Annotated in this window: 10 protein-coding genes; 8 read left to right on the top strand and 2 right to left on the bottom strand. The window is 71.3% G+C overall.

The window, feature by feature from the left end; all coding sequences use genetic code 11:
* Window positions 1-39 precede the first annotated feature (39 nt).
* On the top strand, window positions 40-966 hold the full coding sequence (locus AB0C36_RS00330; RefSeq protein WP_358346943.1) for a LysR family transcriptional regulator: 927 nt from the start codon (window positions 40-42) through the stop codon (window positions 964-966).
* Between the two features lie 128 nt (window positions 967-1094).
* Here the strand turns inward: AB0C36_RS00330 and dnaE are convergent, their stop codons facing one another.
* The gene (dnaE, locus tag AB0C36_RS00325) at window positions 1095-4724 is read right to left on the bottom strand and encodes a DNA polymerase III subunit alpha (protein WP_358346941.1); all 3630 of its coding nucleotides are present in this window, start codon (window positions 4722-4724) and stop codon (window positions 1095-1097) included.
* A gap of 132 nt (window positions 4725-4856) precedes the next feature.
* Between dnaE and AB0C36_RS00320 the strand changes: the two genes are divergently transcribed.
* The 4 genes from AB0C36_RS00320 (at window position 4857) to AB0C36_RS00305 (ending at window position 9298) form a co-directional block, all read left to right on the top strand.
* Entirely contained in the window at window positions 4857-5816 is a 960-nt protein-coding gene (locus tag AB0C36_RS00320) for a LysR family transcriptional regulator (RefSeq protein ID WP_358346938.1), read from the top strand.
* A 114-nt stretch (window positions 5817-5930) separates the two neighbouring features.
* A complete protein-coding gene (locus AB0C36_RS00315; protein ID WP_358346936.1) occupies window positions 5931-7334 on the top strand; it encodes a PQQ-binding-like beta-propeller repeat protein in 1404 nt (467 codons plus the stop codon).
* Window positions 7335-7637: 303 nt separating this feature from the next.
* Window positions 7638-8591 (top strand): HAMP domain-containing sensor histidine kinase, encoded by a 954-nt coding sequence (locus AB0C36_RS00310; protein ID WP_358346933.1) that lies wholly within the window; start codon window positions 7638-7640, stop codon window positions 8589-8591.
* A gap of 11 nt (window positions 8592-8602) precedes the next feature.
* Complete coding sequence (locus AB0C36_RS00305; protein ID WP_358347302.1) at window positions 8603-9298, top strand: response regulator; 696 nt, start codon at window positions 8603-8605, stop codon at window positions 9296-9298.
* Window positions 9299-9525: 227 nt separating this feature from the next.
* Here the strand turns inward: AB0C36_RS00305 and AB0C36_RS00300 are convergent, their stop codons facing one another.
* A complete protein-coding gene (locus AB0C36_RS00300; protein ID WP_358346930.1) occupies window positions 9526-10371 on the bottom strand; it encodes an LLM class F420-dependent oxidoreductase in 846 nt (281 codons plus the stop codon).
* Between the two features lie 115 nt (window positions 10372-10486).
* Here AB0C36_RS00300 and AB0C36_RS00295 point away from each other — a divergent pair, with 115 nt between their 5' ends.
* The 3 genes from AB0C36_RS00295 (at window position 10487) to AB0C36_RS00285 (ending at window position 15041) form a co-directional block, all read left to right on the top strand.
* On the top strand, window positions 10487-11248 hold the full coding sequence (locus AB0C36_RS00295; RefSeq protein ID WP_358346928.1) for an SDR family NAD(P)-dependent oxidoreductase: 762 nt from the start codon (window positions 10487-10489) through the stop codon (window positions 11246-11248).
* A 104-nt stretch (window positions 11249-11352) separates the two neighbouring features.
* Window positions 11353-13026 carry a hypothetical protein gene (locus AB0C36_RS00290; protein ID WP_358346926.1) on the top strand — a complete coding sequence of 558 codons (1674 nt, stop codon included), beginning with the start codon at window positions 11353-11355 and terminating at the stop codon, window positions 13024-13026.
* Complete coding sequence (locus AB0C36_RS00285) at window positions 13026-15041, top strand: HAD-IA family hydrolase (protein ID WP_358346923.1); 2016 nt, start codon at window positions 13026-13028, stop codon at window positions 15039-15041. The genes AB0C36_RS00290 and AB0C36_RS00285 overlap by 1 nt, the downstream gene beginning before the upstream one ends.
* The last annotated feature ends 12 nt before the right edge of the window (window positions 15042-15053 follow it).

The raw sequence follows: 15053 nt of genomic DNA, 5'->3' as shown, positions 1-15053 counted from the left end.
CTTGATAGCTGCTTCCTATCGTGGAGCTAGACTGTCCGCATGCAGTTCCAGCAGTTGGCGTACTTCGTCGCGGTGGCCGAGACGCGGCATTTCACCCGGGCCGCGGAGCGGGTGCACGTGTCGCAGCCCTCGCTCTCGCAGCAGATCCGGGCGCTGGAGACCGAGCTGGGCACGGAATTGTTCAGCCGGGCCCGCGGCAACATCGCGCTCACCGAGGCCGGCGAGGCGCTGCTGCCGCTCGCGCAGCGGATCCTCGCGGACGCCGACACCGCCCGCCTGGAGGTGCAGGAGCTGGCCCAGCTGCGCCGCGGGCGCGTGCGGCTCGGCGCCACGCCGAGCCTGTGCACCGGTCTGCTGCCGGACATCCTGCGGACCTTCCACGACATGCACCCGGGCATCCGACTGCTCATCGAGGAGAGCGGATCGCACGGCCTCGTTCGGGAACTGGCCCGCGGCGCACTGGACTTGGCCTTGGTGGTCCTTCCGCTGCCGCGTCCCTCGCCGGTGCTGACGACAGTGGAGCTGCTGCGCGAGGACCTGGTCGTGGTCTCGTCGGCCGCCGGGCCGGCACCCGGCGACGGGCGTACGGTCGCCGTCGCCGATCTGCGCGACGAACCGCTGGTGATGTTCCGGCACGGCTACGACCTGCGCGAACTCACGGTCGCGGCATGCCGCGCGGACGGCTTCGAGCCGTCCTTCGCCGTCGAGGGCGGCGAGATGGACGCGGTGCTCGGGTTCGTACGTGCGGGCCTGGGCGTCGCCGTCGTCCCGAGCATGGTGGCCTCGCGCGCACGGGACCTGAGGGTCACGCCCTTCGCCCCGCAAAGCCGCATGCAGCGCACCATCGCGCTGGCGCACCGCGCCGACGTCGCCCCTTCCCGCGCGGCCCGCGAGTTCCAGAAGGTGCTGCTCGCCTCCCACCAGCGGGGCCTGGCCGCCGCGGGGACCGAGGGCACCGCGGGATGAAGCGCCTCCCGGGCGGCGTGATCCGCATGGTCTGCATGGTTCGCGTGGTCTGCGCAGTGCGCGTGGTCCACGCAGTTGGCATGGTTGGCGCGGTTCGCAGGGTCCACGCGGTCCGCGCGGTCGGAATGTCAGACACTCCAGGCGTCCGCGCCCAGCAGCGCCTTGATCTCCGAGGCGAACGCCGTCGTGTCGGCGACCGCCGGGCCCAGGCGCATCAGCGTGGTGCCGCCGTCGCGGTTTGTCATGCGCAGGCGTACCTCGGTGTCGCCGGGGTGGCCGAGCAGGACGGACTTGAGGCGGGCCACCAGGTCGGGCGTGATGCGGCGTTCGTGCAGCGCGAGCACGACCGGCGGACGGCCGCCGTGTGCCGCGGCGGAGATGTCCAGCGGTGTGAGGCTCTCGCCGAAGACCGAGACGGTGCCGTCCCGTTCGTTGATCCGGCCACGGACGGCGACCGCGTTGTCCTCGACGAACTCCGGCGCGTGGAGCGCGTAGGTCTTCGGGAAGAAGAGCACTTCCACGGACGCGTCGTGGTCGGCCAGCGTGAGGATCGCCCAGGGGTTCCCGGCCTTGTTGACGCGGCGGTCGACCGCCGTGACCAGACCGGCGAGCTGCACGAAGCCCTCGGACCGGCCGGAGCCGAGCAGGTCCGCGACGGTCGTGTCGCGGTTGCGGGCGAGGATGTGCTCGGCCCCGTCGAGCGGATGGCCGGACACGTACAGGCCGAGCATCTCCCGTTCGGTGGCGAGGAGTTGCCTGCGCGGCCATTCGTCGTCGCCGAGTGTGAAACCGAGTCCGACGGCGGCGGGGCGGTCGGCGGCCCGGGGCTCGCCGCCGCTTCCCCCGGGATCCGCGGATCCGCCGTCGCCGAACAGGTCGAACTGCCCGTGTTCCTCCTGGCGTTTGACGCCGATGACGGCGTCGACGGCGGCCTCGTGCACGGCGTGGAGCGCCTTGCGGGTGTGCCCGAGTGAGTCGAACGCCCCGGCTTTGACGAGTGAGTCGACGGCGCGCTTGTTGCACACGACGGCTTCGACCTTGCCGAGGAAGTCGGCGAAGGAGGCGTACGCCCCGCGCTTCCGCCGGCCCCGGATGACCGCTTCGGCCACCGGCACGCCGACGTTGCGGATCGCCGTGAGACCGAACCGCACGTCGTCGCCGACCGCGGTGAACTCGACGTCGGACGCGTTGACGTCCGGCGACAGGACCTTGACGCCCAGGCGCCGCGCGTCGGCCAGGTAGACGCCCATCTTGTCCTTGTCGTCACCGACCGAGGTGAGCAGCGCGGCCATGTACTCGGCCGGGTAGTTGGCCTTGAGGTACGCCGTCCAGTACGAGACCAGGCCGTAGCCGGCCGTGTGGGACTTGTTGAACGCGTACCCGGAGAACGGCAGCATGACGTCCCACACGGCCCGCACCGCCGCGTCGGAGTAGCCGTTGGCGCGCATGCCGCCGCTGAACTTCTCCCACTCCGCGGCCAGCACCTCCGGCTTCTTCTTGCCCATCGCGCGACGCAGCATGTCGGCACCGCCGAGCGTGTAGCCGGCCAACTGCCGTGCGATCGCCATGATCTGCTCCTGGTACACGAGCAAGTGGTGGGTGGAGCCGAGGATCGGTTCGAGCGCATCCTTCAACTCCGGGTGGATGGGCGCCGGTTCCTGCTTGCCGTTCTGGCGCAGCGCGTAGTTGGTGTGCGCGTTCGCGGCCATCGGGCCGGGGCGGTACAGGGCGTTCGCGGCGGCGATGTCCTCGAACCGGGTGGGTTCCATCAGCTTGAGCAGGGCGCGCATGCCGCCGCTGTCGAGCTGGAAGACGCCGAGCGTGTTGCCGTCCGCCAGCAGCCGGTACGTCCGGGCGTCGTCCAACGGGATCACCAGGGTGGCCGGGTCCGGCACCGGCGGTGCCACCGTCGCCAGGCGCACGCCCCGGTTCTCCCGGATGTTCCCGATGGCCTGGTCGATGACGCCGAGGTTGCGCAGCCCCAGGAAGTCCATCTTGACCAGCCCCATCGCCTCGCACGAGGGGTAGTCGAAGCCGGTGATGCGCGCACCGTCCGAGGCCCGCATGTGCAGCGGGATGCGGTCGGTGAGCCGGGTCTTGGACAGGATGACCGCGGCCGCGTGCACGCCGGTGCCGCGGGTGAGGCCCTCCACGCCGCGGGCCGTGTCCACAACCCTGCGCACGTCCGGGTCGGCCTCGTACAGCCGCCGGATCTCGCCGGCTTCGGCGTGGCGCGGATGGCCGGCGTCGAAGATGGCGGCCAGCGGAGCGGACTTGCCGTTCTGGTCGGGCGGGAGTGCCTTGGTGATCCGCTCGCCGTGCGCGTACGGGTAGCCCAGCACGCGCGCCGAGTCCTTGATCGCGTTCTTCGCCTTGATCCTGCCGAAGGTGTTCACGAGGGCGGTGTACTCGTCGCCGTACTTCTCGGTGACGTAGCGGACCATCCGGTCGCGCTTGCGGTCGTCGAAGTCGAGGTCGACGTCCGGCGGGTTGATGCGCTCGGGATTGAGGAAGCGCTCGAACAGCAGGCCGTGTTCCAGCGGGCACAGTTCGGTGATGCGCGTGGCGTAGGCGACGATGGAGCCGGTGGCCGAGCCGCGGCCGGGTCCGAGGGGGATGCCGTTCTCGCGGGCGTACCGGCAGATGTCCGCGACGACGAGGAAGTACGCGCTGAAGCCCATCGGGCCGATGACCGCCATCTCGGTCTCGAAGCGGTCCAGGACGTGCCGGGGGAGCGGGTCGCCGTACCGCATCACCAGGCCCTTGACGGTCTCGGAGCGGAGCCACGACTCCTGCGTCACGCCCTCGGGCACGTCCGGGAACAGCGGCATCTCGTCGACGTGGTCGAAGACTTCGTCGTACGCCCCGACGCGCTCGGCGACCAGCAGCGTGTTGTCGCACGCCTGCGGCAGGTCGGCGAACAGCTCGCGCATCTGGGCGGCGGTCTTGAGGTAGTAGCCCGACCCGGCGAAGCGGAAGCGCTTCGGATCGTCCTTGTTCTTGCCCACCCCGATGCACAGCAGGTTGTCGTGGGCGTCGGCCTGGTCCTCGGTGACGTAGTGCGCGTCGTTGGTGGCCAGGAGCGGGATGCCCAGGTCACGGGCCAGGCGCAGCAGGCCGTCGCGGACGTCGCGCTCGATGTCCAGGCCGTGGTCCATGAGTTCGAGGAAGTAGTTCTCCCGGCCGAAGATGTCCTGGTACGCCGCCGCGGCCGCCCTCGCCTCGGCGTACTGGCCCAGCCGCAGCCGGGTCTGGACCTCGCCGGACGGGCAGCCGGTCGTGGCGATGACGCCGTCCTGCCGCTCGGCGATCAGCTCGCGGTCCATGCGCGGCTTGCCGGCCGGGAACTGGCCTTCGTAGCTGGCGCGCGTGGCGAGCCGGAACAGGTTGCGCAGGCCGCGCGCGTCGTACGCCCACATGGTCATGTGGGTGAAGCGTCCGCCGCCCGAGACGTCCTTCGACCCCTCGCCGTCGTCGCCCGTCGCGCGCCGGCCACCCGGGCCCCAGAACTCCCTGGTGCGGGAGAAGCGCGACGACGGGGCGACGTACGCCTCGATCCCGATGACCGGCTTGACGTCCGGGAAGTCCCGTGCGACGCGGGCGAACTCGTACGCGCCGAACATGTTGCCGTGGTCGCTCATGGCGATCGCGGGCATGCCCTGCCGGGCCACTTCGGCGAACATCGGCGCCAGGCGCTGGGCACCGTCCAGCATCGAGTACTCGGTGTGGTTGTGCAGGTGGACGAACGAATCGGGCACGGCGTCATCTCCGGGAGGCGACAGCTCAACCAAGCGTTGACCCGGACCATCAAAACCAGGCTGAATTCCGGAATCAAACAACCAAAAGCCCGCCGTGAAACAACCAATGGTTGTGTCTCTATGATGAGCGGCGTGGATCTCTCAGCAGTGCGCACCTTTGTCGTCGCCGCAGACGCGGGGCAGTTCCAGGAAGCCGCCGTTGCTCTCGCGATCACCCAGCAGGCCGTCTCCAAGCGCATCGCCGCGCTCGAAGACGGCCTCGGGGTACGCCTGTTCACCCGCACCCCGCGCGGTGCCCGGCTCACCGTCGACGGACAGGCCTTCCTCCCGCACGCCCGCGCCCTGCTGCTGGCCGAGGAACGCGCCGCCGCATCGGTACGCCCGGGCAGCCGCCCGCTGCGTGTCGACGTGATCGGCCGCCGGACGGCGGCCGCGGGCCTGCTGCGCGACTTCCACCGCACCCACCCCGCCGTCGAACTCGACGTCGTGACGCTCTTCCATGTCGACGAGGCCGTCGACGCCCTGCGCTCCGGTGCCATCGACGCGACCTTCCGCGCCGTCGCCGCCCCGGGACGCCGTCTTCCCGACGACGTCGAAGCCACGCCGGTCCTCGACGAGCCCCTGCAACTCGTCACCGGCCCGGCGCACGAGTTCGCCGGCGCCCGCGTCGTCGCACCCGCGCAGCTCGTCGGCCACCGCATCTGGATCCCCGGCGCGGTGCCGGGCACCGAATGGGCCGCCTATTACGACGAACTCGCCGACACCTTCGAGCTGTCCATCGACGCCATCGGCCCGGACTTCGGCGTCGAGAGCCTGCTGGACACCGTCGCGGACTCCCCGGTCGTGGCCACCCTCCTCAGCGATCGCACCCCGCTCGTCTGGCCGGCCGGATACGACCTCCGCCGCATCCCGCTCCGCGACCCGAGCCCCGTGTACCCGCACTTCCTCCTGTGGCACACCGCCAACCGCCATCCCGGGCTGGCCGCGCTGCGCGCCCACCTGACCGCCACCCGGCCCCAACTCGTCGAGGGAGAAGCCTGGAAGCCGACCTGGGCGCGGACCGCGGGGAGAGCAGGCGGCACCACGGGGTGAGGTCTCGCGCAACGTTCTGAGAGCGTTTGGCGGTCCGCGCGGAGTGGATGGCGGTATTGGCGAGGTGCCCTCTATTGTCAGTCGCCCTCAAGATCACCGACGCCTGGAGAACACGTGCGCCGCCACCTTGTCCGAATAGCCGCGGTCACTGCCCTCCTGACGCTGTCGGCGTGCAGTTCCTCGGGCGATTCGTCAGCCGGCCCCGGCACCCCCGAGCCGGGGGCGAGCGGTCGGACCGGTGCGGCGGACGGTGCGGCGGCGGACGGGCCCGCGTACGAGGGGCCGGATTTGCCCGGGCTGGCGGCCAAGCCCCTGTGGTCCGTCGAGCGCAAGAGCACGACGGACACCAGCACGACGGTGTTCGCCCTCGGGGAGGGAACGGTCGCCATCGCGAACGTCGTCGGCCCCGAGCCGTCCGCCACACCTGCGTACGGCACTTCCTCGGACAGCCTCCGGCAGCAGACGGTGGAGCTGCGCGACGTGGCCACCGGCACGGTGCGCAAGACGCTGAACGTGTACGGCGAGGTCAGCGGCGAGACGTGGCTCGGCAAGCCCGCCGTCATCGTGCGCGGGCAGCAGCCCCGTACCAAGGCCGACGATCCGACCGCCGAGAAGCCGTGGCTGATCGAGGCGTACGACGAGCGGGGCGAACGCCTGGGCGGCGGCGAAGAGCGCCTGAGCATGCACGACTCGATCCTCCAGGACGGCTGGATCCTGGCGCCCGAGGGCGGGAGCAAGGAGGCGCTGAGCGTCCGGCGCGTCGGCGACACCGGCGCGGGACAGCGCATGAACTGCTCGGTCACCGACGCCTGTTCCTATGCCATCGCACGAGGCGAGGTCTATGTCGTAGGCGGCGGTGGTGCCGAATCGAAGGCCATGGCCGCCGGAACGATGTTCAAGTACGAGCGCGCAGGCGACACTTCGCAGACGAACGGCCGCACGCTCGTCGCCCTCGACCCCGCCACCGGCGCACGCCGCTGGGCCAGTGACACGCTCGTGCGGCCCGCGGGGGCCGAGCCGGCGGGCAACACGTCCGCGGACGGCCCGGAGGTGCTCGGCAGCCTGGCCGGGAAGATCGTCATCTCCTGGGCCGCGGCCGGCTCCGAAGACGGCCGCGTCGTCGGGCTGTACGACCCCGTCACCGGCAAGCCCGCCGGCACCGGCCCGACCAGCCCCGCCGGCGCCCTCTTCGCGGTCGCGGACCCGGAAGGCAAGATCGCCGTCCTCGCCACCGACCGCGACAAGTCCCGGTCCACGGCCTGGGAGACGGCCTCGGGGCAGACGTTGTGGCAGCAGACCCGAGGCGACGACCCCCTCGTACCGGTGAGCATCGTCGGCGGCATCCTGTGGGCCAATTCCGGCAACCCCGTCGCCCTCGACGCCCGCACCGGCAACGTGGTCGCCAAGGAACCGGAGCTGGCCCTCACCGCCGAGGAGTCGGTGCCCACCCCGGTCGGCACCCGGCACGCCTACACGATCGTCGACAGGGCGGTCCACGTCTTCGCGGTCCAGCCCTGACCCCGGCCCCCGCGCGGCCCCACCCGAACGAGCCGGTGCACCGGGGCGGGCCGCCGCCCGGCCTCCTGGTGTTCCTCGCGGGCAAACCGTGAGACCAGCCCACCCGGGTTCGTCGCCTCCCCAGGGCGCACGCGCGGGCCGTGCGCGGAAACGTACACAGATGGGTGTCACTCCGGATGGACGCACGACGCGGCACCTCGCAAGACTGTGGCGGGTGGGAACCGACTGAGCCGTCCGGACGGCTCAGTCGGCCGGAGTGCGGTCGGCGTACGGCGGCCGCACCAGGGAGCGCGAGGGAACGTCGTGTCGTTGTTCTGGCGGATCTTCCTTCCCAACGCCACGGTCCTGGCCCTCGCCGCGCTCCTGCTGCTCGGCCCGGTGACGGTGTCGACGCCCGTGAACCTCGGCGAGGCCGTCGTGATCGGCGCCGGCGCCGCGGTGATGCTGGGCGCCAACGCGGTCGTCCTGCGGATGTCCCTGGCCCCGCTGGAGCGGCTGGCCGCCGCGATGACCGGCGTCGACCCGATGCACCCCGGAGCCCGCATGCGGGTGACGGGACCGGGTGAAGTCGCGCACCTGATCGGCACCTTCAACACCATGGTCGACCGGCTCGAAACCGAACGCGCGGCCAGCAGGGCGAACGCCCTCTCCGCCCAGGAAGGCGAGCGCCGCCGGGTCGCCCAGGAACTCCACGACGAGGTCGGGCAGACCCTCACCGCCGTACTGCTGCAGCTCAAGCACACCGCGGACCGGGCCGAGCCGCCGCTGCGCGACGACCTGCGGCTCGCCCAGGAGACCACCCGGACCGGCCTCGACGAGATCCGCCGCATCGCCCGCCGCCTGCGCCCCGGCGTCCTGGAGGAACTCGGCCTGGCCAGCGCCCTGCGTGCGCTGACCACCGAGATCGGTACGCCCGGCCTGACCGTCCGGCGCGAACTGGCCCCGCACCTGCCGCCACTGGATCCGCAGACCGAGCTCGTCGTCTACCGCGTCGCGCAGGAAGCCCTCACCAACGTCGCCCGGCACGCCGAAGCGGACCGCGCGGTCATCAGCCTGCGGCCCGTCGGCGCCGGTGCCGTCGAACTCGTGGTCGTCGACAACGGCCGGGGCATCGGCTCCGCCGCCGCGGGCACCGGCATCAGCGGCATGCGCGAACGCGCGCTGCTGATCGGGGCCGAACTCGCGGTGGGCCCCGGGGCCGCGGGCGGCACAGAAGTGCACCTGCGGGTACCCGTCCACACCAGGAGCACCACATGACCCGCACCGGCATGACCTCCGCAGGCCCGGATCCCGCCCGCCCGGATCCCGCCCGCCCGGATCCCACCCGCATCCTGCTCGCGGACGACCATGCGCTGGTACGCCGCGGAGTCCGGCTCATCCTCGACAGCGAACCCGACCTGCACGTCGTCGCCGAGGCCGACAACGGCGCCGAGGCGGTCGCCCGCGCCCGCGCCGGCGACATCGACCTGGCCGTCCTCGACATCGCCATGCCCCGCACCACCGGGCTGCAGGCCGCCCGCGAACTCTCCCGGCTCCGGCCCGACCTGCGGATCCTCTTCCTGACGATGTACGACAACGAGCAGTACTTCTTCGAGGCGCTCAGAGTCGGCGCGAGCGGCTACGTCCTCAAGTCGGTCGCCGACCGCGATCTCGTCGACGCCTGCCACGCCGCGATACGCGACGAACCCTTCATCTACCCCGGTGCGGTCACCACCCTCGTCCGCGACTACCTCGAACGCGTGCGGCTCGGCGACCCGTTGCCTCCGCGAGCCATCACCGACCGCGAGGAGGAGGTCCTCAAGCTCGTCGCCGAGGGCCACACGTCCAAGGAGATCGCCGACCTGCTCGTCATCAGTGCCAAGACCGTCGAAAGGCACCGCGCCAACATGCTCCAGAAACTCGGCCTCAAGGACCGCCTCGAACTCACCCGCTACGCGATTCGCGCAGGCCTCATCGAACCGTGACCCGTCCCTGCCGCGGTCGGCGCGGCACGGGCGGGTCCACGCCCGACACCTGCCGTGTGAACCCGAGGTCGTGTCTTCAAATTCTCGCCGGGCCCGCGAACCGTGGCACGCACGCTCGCCGCGTTGCGGACCTTGCCCGGCCAAACCCAGGCCGAGCTGCGGCCCGCGCCTTGCGAGCGCACGCACCACGGCCCGCGGGCTATCCGACGCGAATTTGAAGACACTCCCTAGTCGGGGAGGAACGTCTTTGCGTAGTGGTCGAGGGTGGCCAGGACCTCGTCTCTCGGGGCGTGGGGGACTGTCAGGACGACTTGCTCGATCACGCCCAGTTCGCGGTAGCGCTCGAGTTCGGCCGGGGTGGGCGGGAAGCCGCCGCACGGGATGATGCGCAGGTCCGCCGGATCCCGCCCGATGCGCTCGCACGCCGCGCGTATCTGCGGCAGACCGTATTCGACGCTCAAACTGCCAACCGGCAGCCACCCGTCCCCGTATTCGGCCACGTGCTCCGCAAGGACCGGCCCGCCGAAGCCGCCGAGCAGCACCGGTGGTCCGCCTGCCTGGAGGGGTTTCGGCCAACACCAGCTGGGCGAGAACCGGACGTGCCGGCCGTCGTACGAAGCCACCTCCTCTCGCCACAACTCCCGCATGGCGAGGACCCGTTCGCGGACCGCGCCGCGTCGGTGCGACCAGACCACGCCGTGGTCCTCCGCCTCTTCCTCGTTCCATCCGAACCCCACCCCGAACTCGAACCGCCCGCCCGACAGCAGGTCGAGCGACGCCACGGCCTTCGCGGTCACGATCGGTTCGCGCTGCGCGAGCAGGCACACGCCGGTGCCCAGCCGCAGGCCGCGTGTCGCGCCCGCGGCCGCGGTGAGGGCGATCAGCGGGTCAAGCGTGTGTCCGTATTCGACCGGAAGTTCGTCGAACATCGGCAGATTGCTGCGCCTGCTCGTCGGCAGATGCGTGTGCTCGGAAACGAAAAGCGAGGCGAAGCCGCGTTCCTCGGCCGCGACCGCGATCTCGGTGACGTTAATTGTCAGGTCGGTCGCGAACATCGTGAGTCCGAATTTCATCGCCCCTCCGGATGGCCGAAATATGGTGGACCGCGGATCCGTATCGGTGGATTCCGCATCCCGGTGCCGTACCGCACGGAATCATGGCCGAAAACCTGGAGCAGGGGGAACAGCCATGGGAATGTTCGATCTTGACGGGCGTTCGGCGTTTGTCACCGGTGCGTCGCGCGGCATCGGCAAGGCGACCGCGCTCGCGCTGGCCGCCGCCGGGGCCGACGTCGCGCTCGTGGCCCGCTCGGCCGACGCCCTCGACGTCGTCGCCGACGAGGTCAAAGCGCTCGGCCGACGCGCGCTCGTGCTGCCGTGCGACGTCACCGACGCCGAGGCGGTGGCCGCCGCGGTCCGGGCCGCGGTCGACGGGCTCGGGCACGTCGACACCGTCGTGAACAACGCGGGCGGCGTTCCGGCCGCAGGTCCGGCGGTCGGCCTCGACCCGGCCGCCTGGGAGGCCACCTGGCGCCTGAACGTCGACTCCGCGGTGAACGTATGCCGTTCCCTGGCAACGGAGTTGCTGTCCCGGAACGGCGCCTCGGTGATCAACATGACCTCGGTTGCGGGCATGCTCGGCGTGCCGTTCCTGGCCGCGTACGGAACCGCCAAGGGCGGCATCGTCGCGCTCACCCGGAGCCTGGCCGCCGAGTGGGCGGCGGTCGGCGTACGCGTCAACGCGATCTGTCCGGGCCCGGTCTGCACCGACCTCAACCGCCCCTTCTGGGAGCACCCGGCCGCCCGCGAGCAGACCGCCGCCATCGTGCCGATGCGCCGCTGGGGGCAGCCCGAGGAGGTCGCCGCCGTCGCGGTGTTCCTCGCCTCGCCCGCCGCCTCATACATCACCGGGCAGGTTCTCGCAGTCGACGGAGGCCAGTCCGCCGTTTAAATCGCCGTAAACAAACGGAAGTTCGGACGCCGTTTGTCGAGATTGTGTGTGCGAGTCAAACTTTCTCTTCTTGGTGCGTGGCGGGCGCTGTTAGAAAGCCCGCCATGGAGCAGGTAAGGAAGATCATCGATGACTGGCGTAACCGGATCGAGGACCATCCACTGCACCAGTGGCTGGTCGAGGAAGACGACACGGAGCCGGAAAAGAAACTCTGGTTCTCGCTGTACTTCACGAACTTCATCATGTATTTCCGCGAACTGAACATCTACCACATCGCCTACGACTCGACGACGATCGGCGGGACGGGCGCGACCGGCACAACGACCGGGGCCGGCCCGGCGGGCAGCCCCGGGGGCAGCCCGGCAGGCGGCAGCGGTGCGCCGCCGCCCGCGCTCGACGCCCCGCGTGCCGCACTGACCGGCCACGCCGACGAGGACATGACCCACTCCCGGCTGTTCATGGCGGACTTCAAGACCCTGGGCTGGGACGACCTGCTGGAGTGGAAGCCGTCGGAGGTCTTCCACTGGCTGTTCAGCAGCGAGGTCAACGAGCAACTGCGCCGCCGCACCACCGCGATCACCAAGCTCTACATCGAGGCGCAGGACCCGGCCGTACGCTACGCCGTCGTCGAGGCGATCGAAGCCTGCGGCAACGCCCTGTTCCGGCACACCTCGCAACTCGCCGACCGCTACACGGCCAGGACCGGCCGCGAACTCATCTACTGGGGGCAGTACCACCTCGAACGCGAGACCGGCCACGCCGTCGAGGACGAGCACGAGGCCGTGTTCGCCGACATGGAGCTCACCCAGGAGCAGCGCGACGACGCGATCCGCCTCGCGGTACGTGCCTTCGAGCTCATCGACGAGCAGAACAGCCACATGCTGCAACTCGCCCAGGAGACCCTGTCGCAGGGCGGATTCGCGTTCCGCCGCCGTACGCAGGCCAGTCCGCCCACAGACGTCGAGGCCATCGAACGCGAAGGCGACTACCAGGGCGACGCCCTGTGGCCGGAGGGCTACACGTTCAACTTCTGGCCCACCGACCCGCATCCCACGCAGCAACCGCTGGTCGCCGCGCTGCGCCACGAGACCGACAAGGTCGCGGACTCCGGCGTCCTCGACTTCTTCCGCGTCGACGACCTCGACGAGGGCGCGGCCCGCCTGCGGCTCGCGCTGCTGTTCATGGCCACCGACACCACGGGCACCCCGACCGTGTACCGGCACATGGTCCCGTACGCGTTCCCGGCCACTCCCGCCGAACGCGCCGTCAACCGCCTTGCCGCGCGCTTCGGTTCGCGCTCGAAGATGCTGTACGTCGACTGGCACTCGCTCGGCCTCGACGACCGGCTCAACTGGCCGGTGAGCCGCACGCTCGAGTTCATCTACCTCGACCGCGCCACCGAGACGCACCGCGACCTGCGCGCCGTCGTCACCCACCACATCGACGTCACCACCGACCCCCTGCTGCGCTACTGGACGGTCGTCGCCCTGAAGAAGATGACCGCGACGTACGCGGACGCGGTCGGCTCGCTCGCCCGGCGCGTCGAGGAGAAGACCGGTCTTCCGCTGCCCTACCTGACGCTCAAGCGCAGCCCGCACGAGCCGGCCATGGAACCCGACCCGCAGGCCGACGCCGTGCGGTTCGACACCTGGGCGGCGGCGCCGGAGACCGTCGACGCGGCGCGCGCCGCCATCGAGGGCATCGCCACGTCCATTTTCATCCGCTACCACCGCATGCTCGACTCGCGGCGGCTGCGCGACTACCCCGAGGTCGCCTGATGGCAGAGGACCCGACGCCCGGTGCGGTGAAGGCCGTCGTCTTCGATGTCGGTGGAGTGCTCGCGCACCCGCCCGGCGGACCGATGGCGCCGCCCAAGGATTTCTTCGGTCCGTCCGGCGCCGACGGCGACCACCCGTGGCACCGTCTGGAACGCGGCGAGATCACCCTCACCGACCTGTTCCGGGCGGCGATGTCCGGTGAGGTGCCGGGCGGGATGCCGCTGCCTCCGATGCCGCCCGGCATGCCCATGCCGCCGATGCCCCCGCCGGGCGCCGGTGGACCGGGCGGACCGGGTGGACCGGCCGGATTCCCAGGCGGCTTCCCCGGGGGCGGACCCGCCGGCATGCCGCCGTTGCCGCCGCCCGGGGCACCTCTGCCACCGGGCATGCCGTTGCCGCCGCCGTTCACGCTCGACGACGCGTACCTCGGCCTCGCCCGCGACCTGGCCGCGGCAGGTGTGCCGCTCGCCCTGTGCACCAACGCGGTACGCGAACTGGAACCGCTGTGGTGGGACCTCCACCCGTGGGCGGAGCTGTTCCCGGTCATCGTGCGCTCCTACGAACTCGGCGCCCGCAAGCCCGATCCGCGGATGTACCACGCCGTCCTCGAAGGCCTCGGGACCTCGGCCGCGGAGACGCTCTTCGTCGACGACTCGCCCGCCAACATCGCGGCCGCCGCCGAACTCGGCTTCGCCACCGTGCTCGTCGCGGGCGACCACAAGGACGTCGCGGCGCTGGTGTGGCGTGCGGTCGGCCTCGACGACCCCGGCACCGTGGCGACGACTCCCAGATCACCGGCGGAAGCGGCCCGCGAGGCGGAACCGACGCCCGCGGTGGCGCGGCGGAACAGGGCGGAAGCGGCCGCCGCCGAGTCGCCCGTCGCGGTCCGGGAATCGCCCCGGGCGGCGGACCAAGTTCTGCTAGCGGTACATGAGTTCGCCGCGACGCTGGCACCGCGCGCATCCGAGATCGAAACCGCCGGCCGGGTACCCGACGATGTCGTCGCCGGCCTGCGCGCCACCGGGCTCCTCGGCGCGCTGTTCCCCACCCACCTCGGCGGCCCCGGAATGACGCCGTATCAGATCGTGAGCGCGATCGAGGAGTTGGCGTACGCCGACGCCTCGGTCGCCTGGTGCGCCGCGATCGGTATCGACGCCGGGCTGTGCGCGATGCACTGGGACGACGAGCAGGTACGGGCGGTCTTCCCCTCGCCCGACCGGCTGCTCGCCGCCGTGCTGCCACCGCTCGGCCGGGGCCGCCGGGTCGCCGGCGGATACCGCGTGTCGGGCCGCTGGGCGATGGCGAGCGGCATCCAGGCCGCCGACCACGTCCTGTGCGGCATCCTCGCCGAGGACGACACGCCCTCGTGGCGTGTCGCACTGCTCGACACGTCGGCGGTGCGGGTCGTGGAGACCTGGAACACCACCGGCCTCCGCGGCACCGGGTCACACGACTTCGAGGTGCACGACGCCTTCGTGGCCCGCGGGAACACCTTCGTGTTCACCGATCCGCCGCTCCGCACCGACCCGTTGTACGCGACGGCGGACCACCTCGTCGCCAAGATGGCGGGGGTCGCGCTCGGCATCGGACGGGCGGCGCTCGACGCCACCCGCGATCTGCTGCTCGACAAGACCGACTCGATGACTCGTCAGAAGGTGGGCCGCAACCCGCGCGTGCAGGCCGGCTTCGCGCACGCCGAGACCCTGGTCGGCGCGGCCCGGGCGTACGTGCGCACCACGCTGGAGGACAGTTGGGCGACGCTCGCCGCGGGCGGCACGCCCGACCGCGGACCGGGCGCGCTCGCCCGCCGGTACGCCTTCCGTGCCTGCCGCGAGGCCGTCCAGACGCTGTACGACCTGGCCGGGGCGAGCGCCGTCTACACCGACCGCACGCCACTGGACCGCCAGTTGCGGGACATCGTCACGGCGTCGCAGCACATCGCCGTCCAGGACCGCATGCTGGAGGCGGTCGGCGACCTGCGTCTCGGGGGTGAACCGTTCTCGCCGTTCCTGTGACGCTCGGGCCGC

Source organism: Streptodolium elevatio (assembly GCF_040649515.1).
GTDB lineage: Bacteria > Actinomycetota > Actinomycetes > Streptomycetales > Streptomycetaceae > Yinghuangia > Yinghuangia elevatio.
Note: the sequence above shows the minus strand (reverse complement) of the source record. Positions and strands in the feature narration are given on the sequence as shown.